A 25,128-nucleotide genomic window follows, 5' to 3' on the forward strand; every position below is an offset into this window, starting at 1 on the left:
AATCGGTATCAACAAACTTGGCACACTATTGAGTTCTCAAACAACAGACACACCCGGCACCACCCAAACCAAACATTCAGGATCGCTCCGGAGCAACTTTCCAAACTTACCAGACCGGCCTCTCCGCCGCAACTTCCGAAATCCGGAAACCGTGCGGGGCAAAACAGTCAGGACACTCCCGGAACCACCACCGGACGCAGCAAAGCGAACCAGTAAATTGGCTTCCGTTTGAAAGGGAGTCTGTCGCAATTTTTCCGCTTCAGCGGCGGCGACTCAGAAAACATTACACGCCTTGGTGGCACCCCGGCAAATCGCCGCGGCGACCCCTCCGCACACCGCAAATCCGCGGAAACCCGGGGGAAATCTGTTCCTTCAGGGACCGGGCCCGGCCGAAAGCGCTTCTATGAAGCCGATCACATCCGCCGCACATCCCCAGTGCCATCCCAAGATGACGCGAACGGCGCCGCACCACCGGTGGTGATGCGGCGCCGTCGGACACTGACTGGAGCGGCTTCGACGCTTAGTGTCCCGCGGCCCCTTCGGTCTTGCGCATCATCGCCGAAAGCACCACGGCAATCACGGCAATCACGGTAGCGGTGAGGAAGGCGGCCTGCATGCCGGCCACGAATCCGGAGGCCGCGGACACCACCGCGAAGATGGAAATCAGCAGTGCCGTTCCGGCGGCACCGGCAACCTGCTGCAGGGTGCTCATGATCGCGGAGCCGTGCGAGTACAGGTGCGGCGGCAGCGGGTTCAGGCCCGTCGTGAAGGCCGGGGTGAACAGCAGCGCCAGGCCAAAGCTCAGCGCAACGTGCAGGACGACCACCCACCAGACCGGGCTGGACTGGTTGAGGGCACTGAACTGCCACAGGGTGAGCACCATGAGGACCGAGCCCGTGACCGTGAGCGGCAGGGGTCCCACCTTGTCGAAGATCCGGCCGATGACCGGTCCCAGCATGCCCATTGCCAGGCCGCCGGGAAGCAGGGTGAGACCCGTTTCCAACGGCGGCAGGTGCAGCACGTTCTGCAGGTACAGCGGCAGCAGGATGACCCCGCCGAAGAGTGCCATCATGGCAACCACCATGAGCAGGGTGGACACCGTGAACATGCGGAAGTTGAAGGCGCGCAGGTCCAGCAGCGGCGCATCTTGCTTCTGCAGCTTCAGCTGGCGCAGCACGAACACCGCAAGGCAGATCGCGCCGATGGCGAGTGCAGCCAAGGGCACGGCCGTGGCGCCGGCGTTTCCGCCGATCTGGCTCAGGCCGTAGACCACGCCACCGAAGGCCGGCACCGTGAGCAGCACGGAAAGGAAGTCGAGCTTGATGGAGCCCTGCTCGCCGACGTTGCTCAGGTATCGCGCGCCGATGCCCAAGGCGGCCAGGGCCACGGGCAGCACGAAGATGAACATGAACCGCCACGAGAAGTGGTCAAGGATGATCCCCGAAACGGTCGGTCCGAGGGCCGGGGCAACCGAGATCGCGATGGTCACGTTGCCCATCACCGCGCCGCGGCGGGACAGCGGAACCAGGGTCAGGATGGTGGTCATCAGCAGCGGCAGCATGATGGCGGTGCCGCTGGCCTGGACGATCCGGGCGAGCAGCAGCACCAGGAACCCCGGTGCCAGGGCGGCCAGCAGGGTGCCGCCGCTGAACAGACCCATGGCGAGCAGGAAAGCGGCCCGCGTGGTGAGGCGCTGCAGGATGAAGCCGGTGGTCGGAATGACCACAGCCATGGTGAGCATGAAGCCGGTGGACAGCCACTGGACCGTGGGTGCGTCAATCGCGAGGTCGGTCATGAGCCGCTGCAGGGCAACGTTCATGATGGTTTCGTTGAGAATCACCACGAAAGTGGCGACGAGCAGCGTGACGATGACCGTGACGGATTCGCGCGGCATCTTTTCGGTGGTACTTGTAATCTGCACGGGATTACCGTGGGCATCGGACGTGATGTCGGTAGACATGAGGGTCCCTCAGGTTCGGGTGCGGAGTCGGCCGGATATCAACCGTGAAAACTGCAACAGTTTAGGCCGCTGCCGCATTCCCGTCAGCAGGAAACGGCAAAAATTCATATGCACCTGCGGGAATTCAGGCGCACGCAGGAATTCGGGCCCTCAGGAATCCAGCGGAATGTTGTCGATCAGCCGAACTGGCCCAACTCTTGCGGCGATGATTGCCAGGCCTTCCCCGCGGAAGGGGGTGTCCTGGCAGTTTTCGGCGAGCGGCTCCAGCGTGCGCGGGTCCACGACGTCGAAATAGTCCAGTTCCACGAGCGGCTGGGAGCGGACGAGTTCGACGGCGGAAGGCAGGTCCAGCGGTTCGTGCGCGTTGGCGCGCTGCTCAAGCAGGCGCAGCGCACGGGAAAGGACCAAGGCGGCCTCGCGTTCTTCCCCGCTGAGGAAGCGGTTCCGGCTGGACAGGGCAAGGCCGTCTTCGGCACGCACGGTGGGGACGGCGACGATCTCCACCGGGAAGTTCAGGTCGGCCACCATGCGGCGGACGAGGGCGAGCTGCTGGGCGTCCTTCTGGCCGAAATAGGCCCGGTAGGCGGCAGCACCGCCGTCGGCCGCCGGACCGGCCGGAAGGCCGTAATGCAGCAGCTTTGCCACGACGGTGAGCGCGCCGTCGAAGTGCCCGGGGCGCGAGGCACCTTCCCACTTATCGCCCAGCGGGCCCGAGGTCACGCGCACCAGCGGCTGGCCGTCCGGGTAGACCTCCTCAACGGAGGGGGCGAATACCAAATCCACACCTTCGGCGTCGAGAAGCTCCATGTCCGCCTCGAGGGTGCGCGGGTAGCGGTCCAGGTCAACGGCGTCGCCGAACTGCAAGGGGTTCACGAAGATGGAGACTGCAGTGACGTCGTTCGCGGCGACGGCGGTGCGCGCAAGCGTGGCGTGCCCGGAGTGCAGGGCACCCATGGTGGGGACCAAACCAAGCGAGCTGCCGCCCTTTTCCTTGAGGAGCCGGGCGCCCTCGGCGCGCAGTTCCGCCGCGGTGGTGACGAGCTTGATTCCCATGGTCAGTTGCCTTCCGAGGTGGTGCCGGCGTCGTCCGCCCCGGGGGTGCCCGGGCCGTCGAGGGCGGCGTCGATCCCGCTGAACTGCCGTCCGTTGAGCAGTCCGCGTTTCGCGGCGCGCAGTGCTGTTGCACGCGCCATCGCGAGGTATGCGGACAGAATATCGCCGCTGCCGCCGGCGTCGTGTTCGCGCAGGGCCTGGACGTGGCCGGAAACGGTGCCGGCGTCGCCGCGGACCACCGGACCGGTCAGCGCCGATTCGCCGGAGGCGAGGGCGTTTTCGAGGGTCGCCCGCAGCAGCGGGCCGAGCAGGTTTTCCGGCTGCTCGACGCCGATCTCCCGCAGCAGCTGCGATCCCTGCGCCACGAGGGTGGCCATGTGGTTCGAGCTGTGGGCGAGGGCCGCGTGGTAGATGGTGCGGTCCGCCTCGGCGATGACTACGGGCTCTGCGCCCATCTCCATCACCAGGGCCTGGCCGATGGGCAGCATCGCCGCATCCGCCGTGACACCGAAAGTGCAGTCCTGGAGCCGGGCGAGGTCCAGGCTCATGCCGGTGAATGTCATGGCCGGGTGCAGTGCCAGCGGGATCGCCCCGGCCGCGCGGACAGGCTGCAGGATCCCGACGCCGAACCGGCCCGAAGTGTGCGCCACCAGCTGGCCCGGCTGCCAGGCTCCGAGCTTGGCCAGCCCGTCGACGAGGTCGCCTAGCACGTCGTCCGGCACGGCAAGCAGCACCAGCTGGGAGCGTTCCACGATTTCCTGGATTTCCAGGACAGGAACCCCCGGCAACAGGATTTCGGCGCGCTCCCGGCTGGCTTCCGAGACGGCGGAAACCCCGACGACGGCGTGCTCGGCTCCACGCAGCGCGGCACCGAGCACTGCGCCCACCTTGCCGGCACCGATGATTCCGATGCCGAGTCGTCCGGGCCTAGCCATGGCGGGGTTCCTCCTGGGTTGTCGGGGGTGTGTTCGTGGGAGCGTGCAGCGGCTGAGCGGGCGGCTGCAGCGGTGCGGATACCGGCAGGGAACCGGCCCTTGAGAGTTCGGCCAGCCACTGTTCGCTGGTCTGGCGTTTGCGGGCTTCCCTGGCGCGGGCGGCCTGCTGGTCGAACAGTGCAACCGCTTCGCCGACGTCGGCCTGGATCAACCGCGGCACTACGGGACCCACGGTGGTGTGCAGCACCAAGTCCGCCACTCCGAAGCGGCGCGCCACCGGTCCCTGGCTCAGCGCCATGGACTGCGTGCGCTGGTGCGGCACGAGCACAAGCTGCCGCCACCAGCGGCCGGAGCGCAGCAACAGGGCGGTTCCCGTGGCCAGGAAGGCGTTGCGCCGCCAGCCCAGCGGGGCGATCAGCCGGGCGCGGCGCGGGGTGGTGATGAATCCGGCGTCGGAGCCCAGGCCGTTCAAGGCCGCGGTGAACACCCGCTCCGGTTCCGGGGTGCCGGGATCGGGCAGCACCAAGGCGAGGGTCTGCATGACTTCGCCCAGCCGGCCCACGGGCAGCAGTGTGGTGCGGGCGGCGTTCTCGTTGCCGGGATTGCCGCCGTAGCCGGCCACGTTGACCTGGATGCGGTACCAGCCGAGGATCCGCCACAGGGGCGGCTGCGTGATCCGCAGCGCCTGGATCCGGCCCGGCGGAACCGTCTGGGCCTGGGTGTCCAGCAGTCCATAGCGGAGGCGGATGCCGTCCGGGGAGATCGCCGCCGTGAAGTTGAAGCCCTTGTTGAAGGATTTCCAGTACGCCGCGCCGAGGCCAAGGACCGCCGGGATCAGGTACAGGATCACGGCACCGGACTCGGTGAATACGGAGACCACCACCGAGGCGATCGCCCCGAGCACCACGAAGAAACTCTGTTCGCTCAGCAGCAGCGAGCCGACCAGCCGGCCGTGCGGGACGCTGAGGACCACATGTTCGGGTGCCTCCGGCACGGGTGCGGTTTCGCCGCCGTCGGCAACGCCCGCGGCCCGCCCCAGGATGGTGGCGCGCAGCTGCTTCGCCTGCCCGATCGGCAGGTACGCCAGCCGCACGGCCGATTCACCGGCGTCGGCCACCTCGAACTTCAGTTCGGCGAGGCCGAAAATCCGGGCGAGCAGCGGCTGCACGATGTCGATGGCCTGCACGCGGTCCAGCCGGGCCTGGCGCTGCTGCTTGAAGAGGAATCCCGTGTTGACTCGGACGTAGCCTTCGCTGAGCTGATAGCGCGTGAAGTACCAGCTGAGGACGAACCCCGCGACAGTGACCAGCAGCAGCGCGGCGCCGCCTGCCAGGAGCCACAGGATGCGCCCGTTGAGGTCCTCGTCAACCAGTTCGCGGCCCTGCAGCGCACGTTCGAAAATGTCGCGTCCGAAGAAGACGACGACGGCGACCAGCGCCACCCAGCCCCGCACGAACGGCGACGCCGGGTGCACGCGGTGCCAGCCGGCGTCGACGGCGGACTGATCCCGGTTCACGGCCACGGACACCCGCTCACAGACCTGCCAGCCGCGCTTCGCCGCGGGCGGTGAGCTGTTCGCGGAGGCGGGCGCCCTCGGCTGCCGGGAGTCCTGGCAGCAGGGCGTTGGTCCCGGGGGACGCAGTGTGCAGCTTCAGCGTGCACAGGCCCAGGGCCCGCTCAACCGGGCCCACGGCGACGTCCACGTACTGCATGCGTCCATAGGGCACCACCATGGTGCGCTGGTAGAAGATGCCGCGCCGGATGAGGAGGTCGTCGTTGCGTTCGGCATACCCGATGGCACGGACCTGGCGCGGGATCAGCACCAGGCGCCACAGCGCGAGCAGGAACATCGCGGCCGGGACGGCCGCGGCAAGCCACAGGGGCGGCCACAGCCACCAGCCCAGCAGCACGAACACGAGCGGCAGGCTGAGCAGGGCAACGAAAAGCAGGTTGCCGACGGCCCATTCGACCAGGCGCACCGTCACATATTTCGGGGAGACCCGCTGCCATTGGATGCCGGGAGGATCAATCGCGGCGGTATGCATACTCACCTTCGCCCTTGGCGTCCCCGCGCCGCGGTCCTGTGCTTCCGCCGCCGCCTTCCAGGTCCTCCGGGGGGATGCGGCAGAAACGCTCGACCACCAGGCCCACTACCACCATGGCCAGTCCACCGCCGCCCATGATGAGGGCCAGCCAGAGGATCGGCTGCTCGCTGCGGAAGTTCCAGATCCGCAGCTGCTCCACCACGACTCCCGCGTGCCAGCCCAGCAGCACGGCACCGACGTAGGCGCAGGCCTGGGCCAGGATCAGTGTGCGTGCGGCCAGGATCGGGTTCAGCAGCGACTTCTTCTTGCCGTTGCGCCAGCGCAGCACGCGGATGCCCATGACCAGGGTGATCGCGGCGATGACCCCCATGGTGACCAGGGCCGAGGCAGGAAGGACCGGCGTCGCCAGACCGTAGCGGTTGGTGGCGACGACCGTCAGCCACCCCGCTCCCATCAGGACGACGGCGATGATCACCAGGGCGATCGGGCGCATCGCTTTCATGCCGGCTCCGCCCTCGGGACGCTGTTCCCGACGCGGGCGTCCGGCGTGCGGAAGGCTGTGCCGTTGGCGTCGCCGTCGAAACCGTCGAAGGGGCGCAAGCCCGGGAAGTCCTCCGCTTTCACAGCGAGCTCGGCCACGCTTTGGCCGTCCAGCTGCGCACCGGGATCCAGCTGCGCCCACGGGTAAAGCACGAATGCACGCTCCGCCGCGCGGGGATGCGGCAAGGTGAGTTCCTCGTCGTCGCTGCGCAGATCGCCATAGGTGATGATGTCCACGTCGAGGGTCCTGGGTCCCCAGCGGACCTCGCGGACCCGGTGGTGCTTCTGCTCGACGCTGTGGCAGTGTTCAAGCAGTTCGCGCGGGCCAAGGGTCGTCTCGACGGCGATCACCATGTTCAGGAAATCGGGCTGGCCCTCGGGTCCGCCGACGGCCTTGGTCTGGACAATCGGGGAAACGCCGAGCAGGCGGACTTCGGGACGGTCCACCAGGTCCGCGACCGCTGTGGACAAAGTGTCGTTCCGCTCCCCCAGGTTGCTGCCTAGCGCCAGGATGGCTTTGGTGGCGGCATCGCTCATGTGCGCGCTCCGCTGTCGGTGCTTTGGCTGTCGGTGTTGCGGCTGTCCGTGTTCCGGCTCTCGGTGTTCCGGGCGCGGTGCACGCTTACAGTCACGTCGCCGAACGGTACCTCGATGGGCGCCTTCGGCTTGTGGACGGTGACGTCGACGGCGGACACCGGGTACCCGGCCAGGATCCCTTCGGCGATGCGGACCGCGAGGCCCTCGATCAGGTTCAGCGGCTCACCACTGATTTCGGACACGATGTACCCCGCCACCTCGCCGTAATGCGCGGTGTGCTCGATATCGTCCGTTTCTGCCGCCCGGGAAAAATCGGTGTGCAGCACCGCGTCCACCACAAAGGGCTGGCCTTCGCGGCGTTCGAAATCGAACACACCGTGGTGTCCGACGGCGGTGACTCCCGTCAGCGTGATCTTGTCCAAACGCTCCCCTAATTCAGTTCGGATACCTGCAGTTCGGATGCCTTCAGTTCGGATGCGCTGCTCAGTGCCTGACGCGCGCCGCGACCTTGACCGCATCAAGGCTGGGGCCGACGTCGTGCACCCGTACGCCCCAGATACCCCGCGCGGCGCTGATCGCGGTGATGGCCGCCGTGGCGTGGTCCCGCTCTTCGGGGGCGGCTGCCTTGCCGGCGACGGTCAACAGGCTGCCCAGGAAGCGCTTGCGGGAAGCTCCGACGAGGATCGGGTGGCCCAGCGAGTCCAATTTGCCGATGTGCTTGAGGAGCTCCCAGTTCTGGGCCTCGTTCTTGGAGAAGCCCAGGCCCGGGTCCACGATGATCTGCTCCGGTGCGACTCCGGCGGCGTACAGCTTGCCGCGGACGCCCTCCAGTTCCTCGACCACCTCGTCCACCACGCTGCCGTATTCCGCCAGGCTGTCCATGGTCTCGGCGTCGCCGCGGCGGTGGGTGAGGATGTACTTCACGTTGCTGGCAGCGATGAGTTCGGCCATGCCGGGTTCGATGGTCAGGCCGGAGACGTCATTGATGATCATCGCGCCGGCGTCGATGGCCGCTGCGGCGGTGGAGGTGTGCGTGGTGTCTATGCTGACCAGGGCGCCGGCCTTGACCAGGGCCTGGATGACCGGCAGGACCCGGCGCTGTTCCTCCTCCGGGCTGACGGACTCGGCGCCCGGACGCGTGGATTCGCCGCCGACGTCGATGATGTCCGCCCCGGCATAGAACATCCGCAGGCCGTGCGCGATGGCGGTGTCCGGCGTCGGGTGCTTGCCGCCGTCGCTGAATGAATCCGGGGTGACGTTCAGGATCCCCATAACCACGGTGCGGTCGGCCGGCAGGTCCTCGAAGCGGGCCGCCGCACGTGGTTTGCGGAGGATCGGCAGGGGGTTGGTGGCTGGTCCGGTTCCGGGTGCTGCTGCGAGGGAATCCATGGTCTATTACCTTCCGAGTATGAGGCTCATGGCTTCGGCGCGGGTGGCCGGGTCATGAAGCTGGCCGCGCACCGCACTGGTGACGGTCTTCGCGCCGGGTTTCCGGATGCCGCGCATGGACATGCACATGTGTTCGCATTCGATGACGACGATCGCGCCGCGGGGGCTGAGGTGCTCTACGAGGGCCTCGACAATCTGGGTGGTCAGCCGTTCCTGCACCTGCGGGCGGCGGGCAAAGATGTCCACCAGCCGGGCAAGTTTGCTCAGCCCGGTCACCCTGCCGTCATGGGACGGAATGTAACCGACGTGGGCCACCCCGTGGAACGGCACCAGGTGGTGCTCGCAAGTGGAGTAGAAGGGGATGTCCTTGACCAGGACGAGTTCCTCGTGGTCAAGGTCGAAGGTGGTGGACAGGACGTCCACCGGATCCTGGTGGAGCCCGGCAAAGACCTCGGCGTACGCCTTGGCGACGCGCTTGGGCGTATCCGCGAGCCCGCCGCGGTCCGGGTCCTCCCCTATGGCGAGGAGGATCTCGCGCACAGCGGCCTCGATGCGGGGCCGGTCCACCTTGTGGGAGTGCTTGCCGTGGCCGTGGGAGCCGCCGGATTCACCGGCGGACACCACGCCGAAGGCACCACTGAAGTCGTCGTCGTCGATGTGAGTCACAGCAGAAAGCTTAGCCGTGATGTACGACGTCGGTGCCCGCCTCGGGCTCAGTGTGACCCGCGGGACGCTGGGACTCGTGCCCGGGAACCCCGCTGTCATACGGCCGTTCCGCCGCGGGGTGGGCCAATGCCGGGGGCAGCAGTTGGCCTTCGCCATCCTCGCCTGCGGCTGCCCGCGCCGCCGCCTCGGCGGCGAGCTGGGCACGTTCGCGGGAGGACAGCACGGGAGCGATGTGCTGGACCGGACGGGTCTCCTTCGAGAGCCAGATCGGACGGACAACGGGCTTGCGGACACCGGCGGTGAGGCGTTCGACGTCGTACTGGTTGATGGTTTCGCGTTCCAGCAGTTCGAGGGCGATCTGGTCCAGGATGTCGCGGTTTTCGGTGAGGATCTGGTAGGCCTCGTCGTGCGCTTCATCGAGGAGCCTGCGGACTTCGTCGTCGACGAGTGCGGCCAGCTGGTTCGAGATGATCGGTGCGGAGCCGGAGCCGCCGCGGCCGGTCAGGGGGTCGGAATCGCCGCCGCTGACCTTGATGGTGCCGACCTTCTCGCTCATGCCGAGGTCGGTGACCATCCGGCGCGCGGTGCTGGTGGCCTGTTCGATGTCGTTGGACGCGCCCGTGGTGGGGTCGTGGAAGACGATTTCCTCGGCAACACGGCCCCCCATGGCCCAGGCCATGCGGTCCAGCAGCTCGTTGCGGGTGTAACCCTGCGGGTCCTCGTCCGGCACCACCATGGTGTAGCCGCCGGCGCGGCCGCGCGGCAGGATGGTGACCTTGGTGACCGGCGGGGCGTTGTGCAGGGCCGCCGCCACCAGGGCGTGGCCGCCTTCGTGGTAGGCGGTGAGCTTGCGGTCGTGTTCCTTCTGGACGCGGCTGCGCTTCTGCGGGCCGCCCATGACGCGGTCAATGCCTTCGTCCAGGGCGCGGTCGTCAATGAGCTGCGCGTTGGAACGGGCAGTCAGCAGGGCGGCCTCGTTCAGCACGTTGGCAAGGTCCGCACCGGTGTAGCCGGGGGTCTTCTTGGCGACGGCGTTCAGGTCGACCCCGGGAGCCAGCGGCTTGCCCTTGGAGTGGACCCGCAGGATGTGTTCGCGGCCCAGGCGGTCCGGGGCGTCCACGGAGATCTGCCGGTCGAAGCGGCCCGGACGGAGGAGAGCCGGGTCCAGGATGTCCGGGCGGTTGGTGGCCGCGATCATGATGACGTTGGTCTTGGCGTCGAAGCCGTCCATTTCAACGAGCATCTGGTTCAGGGTCTGTTCGCGCTCGTCGTTGCCGCCGCCGATGCCGGCACCGCGGTGACGGCCGACGGCGTCGATCTCGTCAACGAAGATGATGGCGGGGCTGTTGGCCTTGGCCTGCTCGAAGAGGTCGCGGACGCGGGAGGCGCCCACGCCGACGAACATTTCCACGAAGTCCGAACCGGAGATGGAGAAGAACGGGACGCCGGCCTCGCCGGCGACGGCACGGGCCAGGAGCGTCTTGCCGGTACCGGGAGGACCGAACAGCAGCACGCCCTTGGGAATCTTGGCACCCACTGCCTGGAACTTGGCCGGTTCCGCAAGGAATTCCTTGATTTCCTGCAGTTCCTCTACGGCTTCATCAGCACCGGCCACATCGGCGAAAGTCACCTGCGGCATGTCCTTGCTGATCATCTTGGCCCGGGACTTGCCGAACTGCATGACCTTGGAGCCGCCTCCCTGCATGCGGGAGAGCAGGAACCAGAACAGCACGCCGAGCAGCAGAACGGGAACCAGCAGGGAGAACAGTCCGGAGAACCAGTTGTTCTCGACGGGCTGGTCGGTGAAGCCCTTGCTGGGCTTGGCGTTGGTCACGGCCTTGACGACGTCGGCACCGCGCGGATTCACGTAGAAGAACTGGACGTTCTTGCCCTTGTCCTGTCCGTCGATGACCAGGTTGTCCTTCAACACCAGGTCCACGCGGTTCTCCGCGTCGAAGATCTTGGCCTGCTCCACCTTGCCGCTTTGGGAAAGGAGGTCCAGGCCCCGGTCCGTGTCGATCCGGGTGGACCCGCCGGGTGCCAGTGTCGCGAAGGCCACCAGGAGCAAGGCGACCACGACAACAATCCAGATGCCGGGGCCTTTGAAGAAATTCTTAGCTTTCATCTGTACCGGGGCCAGGCCCCGTCCCTCCTGGTAGTGCTGTAGGCGCAGCTTTTCTATGCGCGTGCGGTGCTGCGACAGTTCTAGGTTTACACCGTTCCGAGTAATTCACGCATAGCTGCCGGCAAAAGTTCCCTCTCGGCGTAGACGGCCGGCATGCCCGGATTCCCAAGTTTCCGGGAAAGGGAAAGGCGGCCTCCCGCAGGAAGCCGCCTTCGCACCGGCCGGATGCCCGGCGTCGTGGTCTTATTCGTAGACGTGCGGGGCCAGGGTGCCAACGAACTCCAGATTGCGGTACTTCTCCGCGTAGTCGAGGCCGTAGCCGACCACGAATTCGTTGGGGAGGTCGTAGCCGACATACTTCACGTCCAGCTCGACCTTGGCCGCGTCCGGCTTGCGGAATGCCGTGCAGATTTCGACCGAGGCGGTGCCGCGGGACTCAAGGTTGGTCTTGAGCCAGGAGAGGGTCAGCCCGGAATCGATGATGTCCTCGACAATCAGGACGTCCTTGCCCATGAGGTCGGTGTCGAGGTCCTTGAGGATGCGCACAACGCCCGAGGACTGGGTGCCGGAGCCGTAGGACGAGACGGCCATCCAGTCCATGCTGACGTGGCTGTGCAGGGCGCGGGCGAGGTCCGCCATGACCATGACGGCACCCTTCAGGACGCCCACGATCAGGAGTTCGCGGCCCGCGTAGTCCTTGTCGATCTGCGCTGCGAGTTCGGCGATCCGCTGCTGGATCTGCTCTTTGGTGTAGAGAACGTGTTTGAGGTCTGCCTGGACGTCGTTTGAATCCACCAATGGCTCCTGTGTTGATGCGGGTCTGCGGCTAGTGTTGGGGCGGTTTGTGATGCCGGAATACAAGCTTCCCACAGGCATCCCCCTCGCGGGGAACGTCAGGCTGCCCGGACTGCTGCGCCCGTGCCAGTTTTTCCTCCGCCAGGCCGGCGAGCGAAAGCCGGTACACGCTGACGTTGCCGGGCAGCTGGACCGGACCTGCCGAACCCTGCCTCCGTAGCAGCGCCTCGGCAGCCTGAAGGCGGCCGTACCCGGGTTGCTGGCCCCCGACGTCGGCCGCTGCCTTGGCGATCACCCGGAACCTGAGCGCCGCCGGCAGTTCCCTGACCGCGGCTTCCGGGAGCCAGACGCCGTCGTCCGCGCGGTGCACGAGCCCGGCGTAGTGTTCTGCGGCGAGGTCCTCGAGGAAATCAGCATCCTGCTGCAGGATCGCCGCGGTGCGGGCGAGGGATTCGGCAACGCCGGGCCCGAGCTTTTCCTCCAGCACCGGCATCACTTCCGCCCGGGTCCGCGAGCGCGCGAAGGCTGGGTCCGTGTTGTGCGGGTCGTGCCAGGGAACCAGCCCTTCGACCGCACAGATTTCAAGGGTCTCTTCGCGGCGCAGGCCCAGGAAGGGGCGAAGGAGCCTGCCGCGCACGGGCCTCATCCCGGCCAGGGAGCGGGTGCCGGAACCGCGGGCCAGACCCAGGAGCACCTGTTCGGCCTGGTCGTCGAGGGTATGGCCGAGCAGGATGGCGCCGCAGCCGAGTTCTTCTGCGGCAGCTTCGAGGGCCGAGTGCCGGGCATCGCGTGCGGCTGCCTCGGGCCCGAACCCGGTGGCGGCCACCTTCACCGCACGCAACTGGACCGGCGACAGTCCCAGCTCCTCCAGGACAGCGACGGTTTCGGCGGCAACCCCGGCCGAACCCGCCTGCAGCTGATGGTCCACGACGACGGCCGCGACGGACACCGGGTGCCCGTCCACGTTGCCGCGCCGGGCGAAGTACGCCGCCACCGAGGCCAGAGCCAGGGAATCGGGGCCGCCGCTGCAGGCAACGAGCACCCGCTCCGGGTAACCGGCCGCCGCCAGCGCGTCCCGCAGGTGGTTGCGCGCCTTGCCGACGATCGGCGCGAGCCTGCCGGGCCGCCGTCGGCCGCTTGGTGTCCTGTCTGCAGTCACAGACCCATCCGCTCAAGCCACAGCTTGGCGTCGTGGATTTCCTCTTCTGTGGGAAGGTGTTCGGCGGATTCCCAGACCCGGTTGAGTCCCTCCATCCCCGCTACGGCCACCACAGCACGGACGAACTTGGCGCCGTCGCTGTACTGGCGCATCTTGGCGTCCAGGCCCAACAGGTTCCGGATGAACTTCTCGATCACGCCCCGGTCCTTGCCGCGGGCGTTGAAGCGCTGCCGGATGGTCTTCACGGACGGAACCAGTGAGGAGTCCACGGCATCCATCACCACATTGGCGTGGCCTTCCAGCAGGCTCATGACTGCCGTGAGGTGGGAAAGGGACGCCTTCTCCTCGGGGTTCTGCAGCAGGTCGAGGATGGCTCCGCGGCGAGGGACGTCCCCGGGACCGGAACGGTCGCGCAGGGAACGGGCTGCGGCGCTTGCGCGCTCCATCAGCGAATCGACGTTGCCCAGCAGGTTGCTGCTCAGCTTTTCGATTTCCTCGAGCATGTGGTGGCGCAGCCAGGGCGCGGCGGCGAACTGCACCCGGTGCGTCTGTTCGTGCAGGCAGACCCACAGCCGGAAGTCGTCGGGGTCGACGTTGAGTTCGCGCTCCACGGAGACGATATTCGGCGCAACAAGGAGCAGGCGGCCGCCCGGCGGCGTCTTGGACTCCGGGGCGAGCGCGGCGAAAGGATCGTACTGGCCCAGGACCTTGCTGGACAGGAAGGCAAGGACGGCGCCGAGCTGGCTTCCGGTAATCGCGCCGCTGGTGGCCGCCGCGGCGGGGCTCAGGGTGACGCCGCGGTGGGAGTCGAGCATCTGCTGCAGGGCGGGCTGGAGCATCACGGCGAAGCTCTGTGTATTTGCCTTGGACCAGGAGGCGCGGTCCACCACCAGGACGTGGGAGTCGCGAAGGTCCCGCGCGGCTTCGAGCCCGGTGATCTCGTGGACATACGGCACCGAGATTTCCGCGCTGCGGCGCAGGCTGTTGACTGCGAGGCCGATCTCCGAGCGGCTCATGACCGGGCCGGACGGAGCGAGCCGTGCCGCCGTTGACGCGGCGAGCTCCCAGTTGATCAGTGATGGCGCTGTATTTGATGGATTGGCTTGCTGCTGGGACTCCATGCTTCCCATCAGAACACAGTCCCCTGACAGCCGTCCCTTAAGTTCGCTGCACGCGGAGGGACGGTTTCAGCGGCAGCCGCAGGATGCCAGCGCGGATGCAGCCCGGTCGAGCGCGACCTTGTTGCCCGCGGCACCGGGGGTGAGCCCGTTCCCGATGAAGGAGAACACCAGGAGCCTGCCGTCAGCGTCCACCACGTAGCCGCTCAGGGCGATGACTGAGTTCAGCGTGCCCGTCTTTGCCCGCACCAGTCCGGCCCCGCCGGCGGTGCTCGCGTCGACATAGCGGTCATCCAGGGTTCCGGTCAGGCCGGCCACCGGGAATCCCGCGAGCGCAGCCCGGAGCCGGGTATCCGGACCCGAGGTGATCGCCCGGACCACCTCGGCGAACTGCCGCGTAGTCACCTGGTTCGCCAGCGACAGCCCGGACACGTCGGAGAGCCGCATCGAGGCGGTGTCGATCCCCAGCTGGCCGAGCTGCGCCCGCACGGCTGCGGTGGCGCCGTCGTTGGATGCCGGTCCGCCGGAAGCATGCGAGGCCATGCGGCCCAGCACCTCGGCGAGGTAGTTGTCCGAAGTCTCCAGCATGAGGTCCACCTGCTGGCGGACGGTGGCGGATTCGACGGCGGCCAGCACCTCGGCGTCGGCCGGCGCCTTGGCCCGTACGACGGCTGGCTTGACCGTGATGCCCGCAGGGGCGCCGGCTGCTTTGAGCTTGGCGGTGAAAAGTTGCGCGGCGTCAAGCGCGGCGTCCTTCGGCCGGGGTCCGCCGACGGCACCCGGAGCGTCCCGGCCGCCGTTCATTGCCAGCGGGAACAAGGGGGCGGTTTCACCGGCGTCGACGTCTTCGGGGCTCCAGGCGGGGTTGAGCGCCTGACCCGTGAACAGGGAGTCGTCCAGTTGCACGGACAGCGGTCCCTTGAAGCCCTGCTTCGCCAGTGCCGTGGCGGTATCCGCGGCAAGGGTTTCCAGTCCAGCCCGGCCCATGACCTCATCGGGCGCGGACGGGCCTGCGGCCAGCAGCACGTCCCCGCCGCCGCGCAGGACCACCGTGGAGGGCTTCGCGCCCGCCAGCACCTGGGTGCTGAAACGGGTCTCGGGGCCGACGGACCGCAGGGCCGCGACGGCGGTGAGCAGCTTCATGTTGGACGCGGGCACCCGGTTCTTGCCGCCGTCGCGCTCGTAAAGGACGTTCCCGCTCAGCGCATCCTGAACCACGGCGGTGAAGTTGCCACCGCCGTCGGGCTTCAGGGCGGCGTCCAGCTGCCCGGCGAGTTTGGCAGGCAAGGGAAGGGGCGCGGCAGGGTCGAGCGGTTGGACGCCCCCGGAGGTGGAGAGCTGTTCCGGCGTGCGCTGCCAGGACGGAAGCGGTGGCGCGGGTGCCGCCTGTGGCGCGATGAACGCGGGCGCGAGGTTGAGTGTCATCGGAACGGCGAGCGCGGCAAGCGCAACCGCGAGTGCCAGCCACTGCAATCCGCGGATGGAGCGGCGCCAGCGCGGTTTTTTGGGCAGCTTGCTCGGCGGCTTGTCCGGGCCCGGTGTGGCCGGATTCGCCTGGTCATTCCCCCGGGCTTCCGGCAGGGCAGCCTGATTGTGGCCCTTCATGTGGCTTGTGGTCCTTAACGTCCTGGATGTCCCCCGGTTCAAGAAACGTGGACCTCTCGCTATATCCTCAATAGTAGTCGGCTGCACCGGCTGTTCTTTCGCCGTGCCCACGCCAATACCGTCAAGGAGCATTCCATGAAGCATGACGTCACCATCGAGATCCCGAAGGGATCGCGCGTCAAGTACGAAGTTGACCACGAGACCGGCCGCGTCCGCCTGGACCGCATCCTGTTCACGTCCATGCAGTACCCCACCCACTACGGTTTCTTCGAGAACACGCTTGGCGAGGACGGCGACCCGCTGGACGCCCTGGTGCTCCTGCAGGACTTCGACCTGCACCCCGGCGTGATCGTCGAGGCCCGCCCGATCGGCGTCTTCAACATGACCGACGACGGCGGCGGAGACGCCAAGGTCCTCTGCGTTCCCGCGGACCCGCGCTTCGACCACATCCAGGAAGTCTCGGACGTCAGCGAATTCCTCATCAAGGAAATCGAGCACTTCTTCACCCGCTACAAGGACCTCGAGCCGGGCAAGTGGGTCAAGGCCGAAGGCTGGGCCGACCGCGCAGCCGCCGAGGCCGAGCTGGAAGCCTCCATCAAGCGCTTCGAGGCTGAGGGCCACTGACGCTTTGACGTGCAGGTCCGTTGACTTGCAGGTCCATTGACTTGCACGACGGCGGCAGGCCGGGTTCCATGTGAACCTGGACTGCCGCCGTCGCTGTTTAAGCCGTGCGGTAAGGGCGCTCTCCCTATGGGGAGGGATCCCCATCGACGCGCCGACGGGTCGGTCCATAGGCTGGGCGGAACTGACAAAAACCACGGAGAAGGGGGATCCGGATGGCGGGATTCTATGGAGCCGATGTCGCGCAGCTGCGGTCACTGGCCAAGGATTTTCAACGGGCGTCCCAGACGCTCCAATCGCAGGGCCAGAACCTGACCCGGCTCGTCAACGAGAATTCGTCGTGGAAGGGCAGCGACGCCCAACAGTTCAAGCAGGAGTGGAACGGCTCCCACCGGCAAAGCCTCATGGCAGTGGCCCGAATGCTGGAGAAGGGCTCGAAGGACCTCAAGGCCAACGCGGACCAGCAGGAAAAGACAAGCGAAGGAAGCACCGGGAGCATCTCCGGCAGCGGCGGGCCGGGCGGTTCAGGAGGGTCGGACGGAAGCCCGGGAAGCACCCTGTTGGACTGGGGCAAGAACCTCCTTGGATTTGGCCTGAAGATCAAAGACGGCATTGATGTCATCAAGGACTGGAAGCAGTACCTTTCCACCAAGAAGATCCTCGACTTCACCGGCAGCCTGCGAAACCTTAAGGCCTTCAGCTGGGCAGACGACTTCGTGAACTTCACCAAGGCGGAAGGGCTCCTTGCCAAATTCGGCAAGGCGGGAGACCTTTTCGGCAAATGGGGGCGTTTCGCCGGCCCCGCCCTGGCGCCTTTTGCAGTCTTCACGGGCGTCCACGACATGTTCAATCCCGGCCACGATGGCTGGCGCGGCGTGGGCGACAGGGTCGCCGGTGGCCTAAGCGTGGTCGGCGGCGTTGGCAGCCTTGCCATGGCCGCGGGCCTGCTCACCAATCCAGTGGGTATCGGTATCGTGGTTGGGGCCGGCCTGATCGCCGGCGGCTGGGCCCTTGGCAACATGATCGCAGACAGCGAATGGGGCAAGGCCACCGGCCGTTGGATCAGCGACCGTGCCGGCGACGTCTGGAACGGCACCAAGGAGATTGCCAGCGGCGTGAAGGATGCTGTCAGCGACACCGTGGACGGTGCCAGGAAGTTCCTGTCCAATCCCGTCAAGAGTCTCGGAGGACTGCTCGGATGAGCACAGAAGCCCAAACCCCCACACCGGAGATCACCTTCACGAAGGACGATACCGACGCCGCCTTGGCTCTCCTTGCCAAGGTGGACAGCCCGGACTACACCCTGCCGACCCTGACGGACGAGGAAATCGTTGCCATTGACGGCATCAACCACCCGCAGGCAGTGGCCCTCCCCTGGTTGAACTCACACCCTCGCGAGCAGCTTGAACTGATCTGCAATGTTGCCCTGCGGACCTTGCTCACCAAGGGTTTCGTGTACCCCGTGACCTTGGAAGGCGAGAGCGAACCCACGCGGATCGGCGCCATCGAGGCCATCCGGGGCATCATGGCGCTGCGCCGGCTCAGCCAGCGGGTTGTGATCGCGGAACTGACCAAGGGCGGGAACGAGAAAGTCTGGCTCTACAGCTACTTGCACGACGGCGTGGCCCTCCAGGAAATCGTCGACAGCGCCGGCAGCCACAGTTTCAGCCTCTGCCGGCAGGAAGATGTGGCCGGCGTCGTCATGGAGTTGGCCAATGCCGCGGGAATCGAATCCGCTGACGGCCCGGCGGAAACCTTGAATGCCGAGCAGTTCGAGGCCAAAGCTGCCCGTGAGCTCGCCGACGTCCGTGGCGTCACCATCATCACCGCCATCGGCGCAGGCAAGGACGACGCTGACCACTACACCATCTACACCTCACCCGACGCCCTGCACGGGCTGGAAGCCACGAACGTGGACGGCGAGACCAGGCTGCTGGTTGCCCAAACCAGCCAAGCCACGGCCCTGGCCAAGGTAACAGCCGTCGTTGATGGACCCGGTGCCTGATCCCATGCCCGTGACTGAAACCCCCAGGCGGGAAACTGCGACTCTCCGAAACGGCACCACGGTAGTGCTGGCCGGCACCGGCAAGGTGCTGGGCGCCTTCGGCGTGGATATCGCCGTGATCGGCGGCGCGGCAACCTTGGCCTACTTCATCAGCAGCCGCACCAGCTATTCGGAGTGGCAGCCCATTCTGGCGGCCTTGGCAACCTGGTTCTTCGGTTCGGCCGCCTACGGTTTCCTGTTCTTCACCGGGCGCACCCTGGGCTGCCTGGCGGCCGGAAGCGCGTTCGTGCGGAATTCCGACGGCGGATGGCCCGGTCCGTTCCGCATGGCTTGGGTGTCCTTCCAGCACTACGTCCTCATCATCGTCATGTTGTTCGGGATCATTGCCTCGGGCGGCGCGGGAACGTCCGGGACTTCCAAGCGCGAACGGATCTACCACCGCCACATTGACCTGACTGCTACCCAAGCGCTCCGTGGCTGAGCGGGCTGGCGAAACGCCAACCGGCCACCGGCACGTCGACGCCGTGAGCGGCAGGCCGGTGCGTCAATTCACAGCCGGTGGCGGCTACTACGTCGAGGTAAGCGGAGCGCGGCATTTCTGGGGCCGGGTGCTCGACGGCGGCGTGTACCTTGGGGCGTTTGGCGCGCTGGCGCTGCTTGTGTTCGCGATCCGCGGAGCCATGCGGAACAGCCTGGCGCTGATGGATCTGGGCTACAACGACGCCTTCCTTTACTCACTGTTGGGCGTGCTGTGGTTCCTCGGCTTGTACGGCTACGGCATGATCTGGGGATCCATCGGGACTTGGGGCGACCGTGCTGCCGGAATGCGTTCGCTAAAGACCGTCGATGGAAGCCAGGCCGGCCCTTGGCGGGGTGGCTGGCGGGCCATCGCCTGGTCCTTCTTCCCCGTCTTTGCTGTCCTGGCAATCGCGTCAGCACTGAGCGGCGGCGGTGATTCCTTCGATTCGAGCTACAGGGCGGTGGATCTCCGCTCCGGAATCGCTCGAGGCATACCGCCGCGCCTGGAAGCCGACGCACGCCGAAGCTGAACATGGTTTGGCGGCTGCAAGTACCTGTGTTTCATCGCGTTTGCCGCGTAGATACCTGCCGGTAGGCTGTGATCCACATGTTCACGCTGACCATCAACCAACGCGACAGCCGCAAGGACGGCGACCTCGTGCCCCAGCTCCTGAAGGACCTGCGGCACATTCCCGCGCGGCTGGACTTCGATCGCTCCGTGGAGGACGAAGTCCAGGGAATCGTGGACTGCCCGCACCAAGCGGTGGAGACGGCGTTAATCGCCCTCCGCGGCGGACACTGGTACGTGGGGATCGGCGTCGGACCAGTGAACGAGCCGCTGCCCAACCAGATAAAGGACGCCTCCGGGCATGGCCTGGTCTACGCGCGGCGCGCTGTCGACCGGCTACGCAGCGGCAAGGACAGGGTGACCGTGGCGGTCGAGGGCCCCGTGGCCGCCTTGGCGGCCGAATCCGAGGCCGTGCTGCGCCTGCTGGGACACATCGTGCAGCACCGCACGGCCGCCGAGTGGCGGGTGCTGGATCTCCTGACTCCGGGCGTCCGGGGCCAGCAGAAAGCCGTGTCCGAAGAGCTCGGCATCACTACGCAGGCAGTCAGCAAGGCGTTGGCCCGCGCCCAATGGAACGAGGAACACGCGGCCCGGCCGGCTGCTGCGAGGCTGCTGTCGCTGATCCTTGAGGTGCGCTGATCCTTGAGTAAGGTCTGACACCAGCCACAGCGGCGCCCTCGCCCCCAATGTGCGGGGGCGTCGCCGTGGCTGACGTGGTTCCGGGCGTGCCTACGGCCACGAGCCTTCTTCTGCGGGACAGATAACCAGTTCACGCACCTCGCTGCCGATCGGCTGGGACAGCGCGAACACCACTGCGTGTGCCACGTTTTCGGGATCGTTGAGATTGGCCTCGCCCGGCGGCTTGTATTGGTCATCGCGGTCGTCAAAGACGTGGGCCTTCATGCCGCCCGGGATGACGGTGGTGACGCCGATGATTCCCCCGGTTTCCGCGGCCAGTGCGCGGCTGAAACCGATCACGCCGAATTTTGATGCGCAGTACGCCGTGGCTTCCGGCAAGGCACGTAGACCAAGCGTGGACGCGATGGTGATGGCACGGCCACGGGATTCCTTGAGGTACGGCAGCGCGGCGCGCACTACGGAAACAGTGCCCAGGAGGTTTACGCCAATGACCTGTTCCCATTCGTCAGCGGGGACGTCCTCGAGTTTGCCTCTGGTGTCGATGCCGGCCGCGGTCACCACACCGTCGATGCCGCCGAGGCTTTCGGCTGCTTCGTTGACCGCTCGTTCCACGGCATCCCGGTTGGAGACGTCCACCTGCAACGACTTCACGCCGGACACCTTGCTGACATCGCGGTCGAAAACGAAGGGTGTCCCGCCGGCGTCGAGGATGACCTCGACGATCGCGGCTCCGAGGCCGGAGCCGCCCCCGGTTACGATGACGCGGCCGGGTAGTTGCTTCTTCACAGTGTTCCTTTCTACGTTCCGGTCGTACCCGCAACGTTCCCCACTTCGCATCGCGCTAAACATCGCGACGGCGGGAAGGTTTCGTGCCCCTGGGCTGAAGCACCCGGGCCTGAACCGCGGGCCGGTCGTGGAGGTGGGCATCGTCGTCGAGCAGTTGGGCTTGGAGGGCAAGCAGAATCCTGGCGAGCTTCCGGGAGACCTGCACCTGGGACGTCCCCAACGTCCCGGCGATAGCGGACTGGGTTTCTTCCCCGTAGTAACGCCTGTACAGCAGACGGCGGTCCTCGGCCGGGAGGCTCCGGATCGCAGTGCGCAGGGCAAGGACATCCTCAAGGCGGTCACTGGGACCGCCGGCGCCGGACAACAAACCTTGGAGGCCAATCCGGTCTTCTGCCGCCGGGGCGTCCAGCGAGTCGGGCCGCTTGCTGGTGCCGGCCAGCAAGGCTTCGCGCACCTGGCAAGGATCCAGGCGCAGGTCAGCCGCCACTTCCTCCGGCGATGGGGAGCGCTGCAAGGACTGCGTCATCTCTTCAGCCCGGGCCAGCACTTGGCGCCGCATGTCCTGGACGGGACGCGGTGGCCGCACCACCCAGGAGTGGTCCCGGAGGTACTTCTTCACCTCGCCCACCATCGTTGGAACGGCATATGCCGGGAAGCTGACGCCTTTGGATTCGTCATAGCCGCGCGCCGCCTTGATCAAACCCATGTATGCGACCTGGCGTATATCTTCGAGGTCATGGGCGCTGGCTGAATACCTGGAGGCGATGGACTTCGCAAGACTCAGGTGGGCCAACACCAAACCATCCCGGAAGCTCTGCCTGATGGTACTTTCGGGGTAAGACAATGACTGGGCTTGCGGCACTTGGGTTCACCCTTAGGCATATGCGTAAGAAGGGCGAGCCGGTTGCAAGACTCCCTAAAAGAAAAGCATACTTATCAACGGCTTTCAACTGTTGTCCAAGCCTAGTCTCGAAGAGTAACCCCCACGCGGGATCGGAGATCCACATGGAAGACCAGCAAGCAAGCGATGCGCAGCTTGTCGCCGCGGACATCCAGGATCTGCTTCTCGATACCCCCGACGTCGAGGCCTTCCTTACTGAGCTGGCGCGCCACTCGGCAGCCATGCTCAGTTCCCCCGGTGCCCGGGTCTTCTGCGGGGTCACCCTGCTTCGCCATCGCTCTGCCACCACCGTGGCCAGCAGTGACGACCGCGCACGGCTGCTCGATGAACTGCAATATCAGTTCGCAGAAGGTCCCTGCCTCACCGCTGCCCGGACGGGAATGCAGATCCACATCCCCGATCTCGAAAGGGACGATACCTGGCCCGATTACACTGAAGTAGCCGCCGCGAACGGCATCCGCTCGGTGTTGGCCCTGCCGTTCCAACTTCCTGACGACACCGCAAAGGCCGGCCTGAACCTCTACTCCGAAACCGTGCATGGCTTCGACCAGGCAGCGGTGCAACGGGCAAGCGACTACGTGCAACAGGCGTCCAAGGGACTGCACCTGGCCGTCCTCCTTGCGCAGCACAGCCAAACGACGGCAAATCTTCGGGCCGCGATGACGTCCAGGACGGTCATCGATGTCGCGGCCGGCATCATCATCGCCCAGAATCGCTGCAGCCAGGCTGAAGCCATGGAAATCATCAAGAAGGCTTCAAGCAACCGGAACGTCAAGCTGCGGGACGTGGCCCAGGCCATCGTTGACGCGGCTGGCGGCGGCCCCATCGCCACGCATTTCACGTAGCCCGGTTCGGGCCGCTTTAGCGGGTCCGGCGGAGCCGGGCGGCACTTACAAAAGGCTGCGCAGGACCTTGGCGGCGCCGTCGTCGTACACCGACGCGGTGACCTCATCCGCGGCGGCGATCACTTCCTCCGGTGCCTGGCCCATGGCCACGCCGCGGCCGGCCCATTCGAGCATCTCGATGTCGTTGCGCCCGTCACCGACAGCCAGCGTATGGCTGCGGTGGGTGCCGAGCCGCCGGCGCAGCTGCTCCAGGGCGCTGGCCTTGGTGACCCCGGCGGCCGCAATGTCCAGCCAGGCGGTCCAGCCCACGGAGTAAGTGACGCCGGCGAGCCCGATCTGCCGGATGGCGGTGGAGAACTCTTCGGGGGTGTTCTCGCTGCTGAAGACGACGACGCGCACCGCCGTCGCATCCAGCATGGTCTGGAAGTCCACCCCGACGGCTTCGACGCCGAAGCTGGCGTCCTGGAAGCGTTCGGTCGAGAGGAAGTTTCCTTCCTCGTCCTCCAGGGCGTACTTGGCGGAGGGAAGCCGGTCACGCAGGGCCTTGAGGGCGGGCGCGGGGTCGAAAGTGGCTTTGTGGATGATCTCGTAGCCCGCGTCCAGGGCCGGGTCCAGGCGCAGGGTCACGCCGCCGTTGCAGCACACCGCGTAGCCGCGTTCCAGCCCGATCTGTTCGATCACGGGCAGGGTGGCGTTCAGGGAACGGCCGGTGGCGATGAGGACGTCGTGGCCTTGCGCGACCACGCCCCGTGCGGCCTCGCGGACGCCGGGCGACATGTGGCCGTCGTGGTCCACCAGGGTGCCGTCAACGTCCAGGGCGATCATGAGCTTGTGGTTTGCATTCCGCTGGTCATCGATGCCAGCGACTGGAGAATCAGTCAATGTAGTCATGGTCCTTAGTGTTGCAGAGCCCCCTGACAGCCACTAGGACCGGCACCACAGCAGCGGGTGAATTCGCCGTGAAGACTTGGGGGCTGCTGGCCCCCGGCCTTACAGAACCGGGAGGACTTCCAGTCCGCCCAGGTACTTCTGCAGGGCCTTGGGGACGTTGACGGAGCCGTCCGGATTCTGGTGGTGCTCCAGGATGGCGACGATCCAGCGGGTGGTGGCCAGGGTGCCGTTCAAGGTTGCGACCGAGCGGGTGCCCTTGGGGGTGCCGTCCTCGCCGAAGGCCCGTTCACGCACGTTCAGGCGGCGCGCCTGGAAGGTGGTGCAGTTGGAGGTCGAGGTGAGCTCGCGGTAGGCCTGCTGCGTCGGAACCCAGGCTTCGCAGTCGAACTTGCGGGCCGCGGACATGCCGAGGTCGCCGGCGGCGGTGTCGATCACGCGGTAGGGCAGCTCGCACTTGGCCAGCATTTCCTCCTCCCAGGCGAGGAGGCGCTCGTGCTCCGCCTCGGCCTCTTCCACCGTGGTGTAGATGAACATCTCCACCTTGTTGAACTGGTGGACGCGGATGATGCCGCGGGTGTCCTTGCCGTGCGAACCGGCCTCGCGGCGGTAGCAGGAGCTCTGGCCGGCGTAGCGGATCGGGCCGCCGGAGAGGTCCAGGATCTCGTCCGCGTGGTAGCCGGCCAGGGCCACCTCGGAGGTGCCCACAAGGTAAAGGTCGTCTTCGGCGAGACGGTAGATCTCGGCGTCGTGCTTTACATCGAAACCGGTGCCCTGCATAGTCTCCGGACGCACCAGCGTGGGGGTGATCATCGGGACGAAGCCGGCCTCGATCGCCTGGTCCATGGCCATCTGCAGCAGGGCCATCTCGAGGCGGGCACCCACGCCGCGCAGGAAGTAGAAGCGCGCACCGGAAACCTTAGCGCCGCGTTCCATGTCGATCGCGCCGATGAGTTCGCCGATTTCCAGGTGGTCCTTCGGCTCGAAGTCCGGGAATTCGCGGGGGGTGCCGACGGTCTTGACCACCACGAAATCGTCCTCGCCGCCTTCGGGCACGCCGTCGATGATGAGGTTGGGGATGATGCGCAGGAGTTCGTCGTGCTTGGCCTGGGCGGCGTCGGCATCGGCCGAGGCAGCCTTCACGGCGTTGGCGAGTTCCTTGACCTCGGCCAGCAGGGCCTGCTTTTCCTCACCCTTGGCCTGGGCGACCTTCTTGCCGAAGGCGTTCTGCTCGGCGCGCAGCGTCTCGAAATGGATCAGCGCGGCGCGGCGTTCGGCGTCGGCGGCGACGATCGCATCCACCAGGGACTCGTCCGCTCCGCGGGCGTGCTGGCTGGCACGGAACTTGTCCGGGTTTTCGCTGAGGTCTTTTACGTCGATCACCTGACAAGGGTATCGAATAGCGGGCACCCCCCGCGGTCATTGCGCT

General features: G+C 66.6%; 26 protein-coding genes. 7 read left to right on the forward strand and 19 right to left on the reverse strand.

Features of this window, described 5'->3' with window-relative positions; translation table 11 throughout:
• Window positions 1-520: 520 nt before the first annotated feature.
• From ACNQPB_RS03315 to dacB, 15 genes are all read right to left on the reverse strand, one after another.
• Window positions 521-1,960, reverse strand: coding sequence for a DHA2 family efflux MFS transporter permease subunit (locus ACNQPB_RS03315; RefSeq protein ID WP_498749098.1), 1,440 nt, complete (start codon window positions 1,958-1,960; stop codon window positions 521-523).
• A gap of 150 nt (window positions 1,961-2,110) precedes the next feature.
• Window positions 2,111-3,013 carry a pantoate--beta-alanine ligase gene (panC, locus tag ACNQPB_RS03320; protein ID WP_498749100.1) on the reverse strand — a complete coding sequence of 301 codons (903 nt, stop codon included), beginning with the start codon at window positions 3,011-3,013 and terminating at the stop codon, window positions 2,111-2,113.
• A 2-nt stretch (window positions 3,014-3,015) separates the two neighbouring features.
• Window positions 3,016-3,948, reverse strand: coding sequence for a Rossmann-like and DUF2520 domain-containing protein (locus ACNQPB_RS03325; protein ID WP_498749101.1), 933 nt, complete (start codon window positions 3,946-3,948; stop codon window positions 3,016-3,018).
• Window positions 3,941-5,464, reverse strand: coding sequence for a PH domain-containing protein (locus ACNQPB_RS03330; protein ID WP_498749103.1), 1,524 nt, complete (start codon window positions 5,462-5,464; stop codon window positions 3,941-3,943). Before ACNQPB_RS03330 ends, ACNQPB_RS03325 begins: the two co-directional genes overlap by 8 nt.
• Window positions 5,465-5,480: 16 nt before the next feature.
• Window positions 5,481-5,993, reverse strand: coding sequence for a PH domain-containing protein (locus tag ACNQPB_RS03335; protein WP_498749922.1), 513 nt, complete (start codon window positions 5,991-5,993; stop codon window positions 5,481-5,483).
• The gene (locus ACNQPB_RS03340) at window positions 5,974-6,495 is read right to left on the reverse strand and encodes a DUF3180 domain-containing protein (protein ID WP_498749105.1); all 522 of its coding nucleotides are present in this window, start codon (window positions 6,493-6,495) and stop codon (window positions 5,974-5,976) included. Before ACNQPB_RS03340 ends, ACNQPB_RS03335 begins: the two co-directional genes overlap by 20 nt.
• Window positions 6,492-7,070: a 2-amino-4-hydroxy-6-hydroxymethyldihydropteridine diphosphokinase gene (folK, locus tag ACNQPB_RS03345; protein ID WP_498749107.1), complete on the reverse strand. Its 579-nt coding sequence runs from the start codon at window positions 7,068-7,070 to the stop codon at window positions 6,492-6,494. The genes ACNQPB_RS03340 and folK overlap by 4 nt, the downstream gene beginning before the upstream one ends.
• A complete protein-coding gene (gene folB / locus ACNQPB_RS03350) occupies window positions 7,067-7,492 on the reverse strand; it encodes a dihydroneopterin aldolase (RefSeq protein ID WP_498749109.1) in 426 nt (141 codons plus the stop codon). The genes folK and folB overlap by 4 nt, the downstream gene beginning before the upstream one ends.
• 61 nt (window positions 7,493-7,553) lie before the next feature.
• Window positions 7,554-8,459: a dihydropteroate synthase gene (folP, locus tag ACNQPB_RS03355; protein ID WP_498749111.1), complete on the reverse strand. Its 906-nt coding sequence runs from the start codon at window positions 8,457-8,459 to the stop codon at window positions 7,554-7,556.
• A 6-nt stretch (window positions 8,460-8,465) separates the two neighbouring features.
• Complete coding sequence (gene folE / locus ACNQPB_RS03360) at window positions 8,466-9,125, reverse strand: GTP cyclohydrolase I FolE (protein ID WP_426301455.1); 660 nt, start codon at window positions 9,123-9,125, stop codon at window positions 8,466-8,468.
• A 10-nt stretch (window positions 9,126-9,135) separates the two neighbouring features.
• Window positions 9,136-11,250: an ATP-dependent zinc metalloprotease FtsH gene (ftsH, locus tag ACNQPB_RS03365; protein ID WP_498749112.1), complete on the reverse strand. Its 2,115-nt coding sequence runs from the start codon at window positions 11,248-11,250 to the stop codon at window positions 9,136-9,138.
• A 243-nt stretch (window positions 11,251-11,493) separates the two neighbouring features.
• Window positions 11,494-12,045 (reverse strand): hypoxanthine phosphoribosyltransferase, encoded by a 552-nt coding sequence (gene hpt / locus ACNQPB_RS03370; RefSeq protein ID WP_498749114.1) that lies wholly within the window; start codon window positions 12,043-12,045, stop codon window positions 11,494-11,496.
• A 31-nt stretch (window positions 12,046-12,076) separates the two neighbouring features.
• The gene (tilS, locus tag ACNQPB_RS03375; RefSeq protein ID WP_498749924.1) at window positions 12,077-13,126 is read right to left on the reverse strand and encodes a tRNA lysidine(34) synthetase TilS; all 1,050 of its coding nucleotides are present in this window, start codon (window positions 13,124-13,126) and stop codon (window positions 12,077-12,079) included.
• Between the two features lie 74 nt (window positions 13,127-13,200).
• Window positions 13,201-14,334 (reverse strand): zinc-dependent metalloprotease, encoded by a 1,134-nt coding sequence (locus ACNQPB_RS03380; RefSeq protein ID WP_498749116.1) that lies wholly within the window; start codon window positions 14,332-14,334, stop codon window positions 13,201-13,203.
• 57 nt (window positions 14,335-14,391) lie between these two features.
• Window positions 14,392-15,747, reverse strand: a complete 1,356-nt coding sequence (gene dacB / locus ACNQPB_RS03385; RefSeq protein WP_498749925.1) for a D-alanyl-D-alanine carboxypeptidase/D-alanyl-D-alanine endopeptidase — start codon at window positions 15,745-15,747, stop codon at window positions 14,392-14,394.
• 315 nt (window positions 15,748-16,062) lie between these two features.
• Here dacB and ACNQPB_RS03390 point away from each other — a divergent pair, with 315 nt between their 5' ends.
• From ACNQPB_RS03390 to ACNQPB_RS03415, 6 genes are all read left to right on the forward strand, one after another.
• Window positions 16,063-16,551 carry an inorganic diphosphatase gene (locus ACNQPB_RS03390; protein WP_070348382.1) on the forward strand — a complete coding sequence of 163 codons (489 nt, stop codon included), beginning with the start codon at window positions 16,063-16,065 and terminating at the stop codon, window positions 16,549-16,551.
• A gap of 212 nt (window positions 16,552-16,763) precedes the next feature.
• Window positions 16,764-17,750, forward strand: coding sequence for a WXG100 family type VII secretion target (locus tag ACNQPB_RS03395; RefSeq protein ID WP_498749118.1), 987 nt, complete (start codon window positions 16,764-16,766; stop codon window positions 17,748-17,750).
• The gene (locus tag ACNQPB_RS03400; protein WP_498749120.1) at window positions 17,747-18,553 is read left to right on the forward strand and encodes a hypothetical protein; all 807 of its coding nucleotides are present in this window, start codon (window positions 17,747-17,749) and stop codon (window positions 18,551-18,553) included. Before ACNQPB_RS03395 ends, ACNQPB_RS03400 begins: the two co-directional genes overlap by 4 nt.
• 10 nt (window positions 18,554-18,563) lie before the next feature.
• Window positions 18,564-19,034, forward strand: a complete 471-nt coding sequence (locus ACNQPB_RS03405; RefSeq protein WP_498749121.1) for a hypothetical protein — start codon at window positions 18,564-18,566, stop codon at window positions 19,032-19,034.
• Window positions 19,027-19,602, forward strand: coding sequence for a hypothetical protein (locus ACNQPB_RS03410; RefSeq protein ID WP_498749123.1), 576 nt, complete (start codon window positions 19,027-19,029; stop codon window positions 19,600-19,602). Before ACNQPB_RS03405 ends, ACNQPB_RS03410 begins: the two co-directional genes overlap by 8 nt.
• Before the next feature lie 77 nt (window positions 19,603-19,679).
• Window positions 19,680-20,279: a hypothetical protein gene (locus tag ACNQPB_RS03415; RefSeq protein ID WP_498749125.1), complete on the forward strand. Its 600-nt coding sequence runs from the start codon at window positions 19,680-19,682 to the stop codon at window positions 20,277-20,279.
• Between the two features lie 90 nt (window positions 20,280-20,369).
• Here the strand turns inward: ACNQPB_RS03415 and ACNQPB_RS03420 are convergent, their stop codons facing one another.
• Window positions 20,370-21,065, reverse strand: a complete 696-nt coding sequence (locus ACNQPB_RS03420) for an SDR family oxidoreductase (protein ID WP_498749126.1) — start codon at window positions 21,063-21,065, stop codon at window positions 20,370-20,372.
• Window positions 21,066-21,120: 55 nt separating this feature from the next.
• Window positions 21,121-21,927 (reverse strand): sigma-70 family RNA polymerase sigma factor, encoded by an 807-nt coding sequence (locus tag ACNQPB_RS03425; protein WP_498749128.1) that lies wholly within the window; start codon window positions 21,925-21,927, stop codon window positions 21,121-21,123.
• 143 nt (window positions 21,928-22,070) lie between these two features.
• Here ACNQPB_RS03425 and ACNQPB_RS03430 point away from each other — a divergent pair, with 143 nt between their 5' ends.
• Window positions 22,071-22,811: a GAF and ANTAR domain-containing protein gene (locus ACNQPB_RS03430; protein ID WP_498749130.1), complete on the forward strand. Its 741-nt coding sequence runs from the start codon at window positions 22,071-22,073 to the stop codon at window positions 22,809-22,811.
• A gap of 45 nt (window positions 22,812-22,856) precedes the next feature.
• Here the strand turns inward: ACNQPB_RS03430 and ACNQPB_RS03435 are convergent, their stop codons facing one another.
• Both ACNQPB_RS03435 and serS read right to left on the reverse strand, forming a co-directional pair.
• Entirely contained in the window at window positions 22,857-23,702 is an 846-nt protein-coding gene (locus tag ACNQPB_RS03435; RefSeq protein WP_498749132.1) for an HAD family hydrolase, read from the reverse strand.
• Window positions 23,703-23,801: 99 nt separating this feature from the next.
• Window positions 23,802-25,082 (reverse strand): serine--tRNA ligase, encoded by a 1,281-nt coding sequence (gene serS / locus ACNQPB_RS03440; protein ID WP_498749134.1) that lies wholly within the window; start codon window positions 25,080-25,082, stop codon window positions 23,802-23,804.
• Window positions 25,083-25,128 lie beyond the last annotated feature (46 nt).

It is taken from the genome of Curtobacterium sp. LFS079, assembly GCF_047977865.1.
GTDB lineage: Bacteria > Actinomycetota > Actinomycetes > Actinomycetales > Micrococcaceae > Arthrobacter.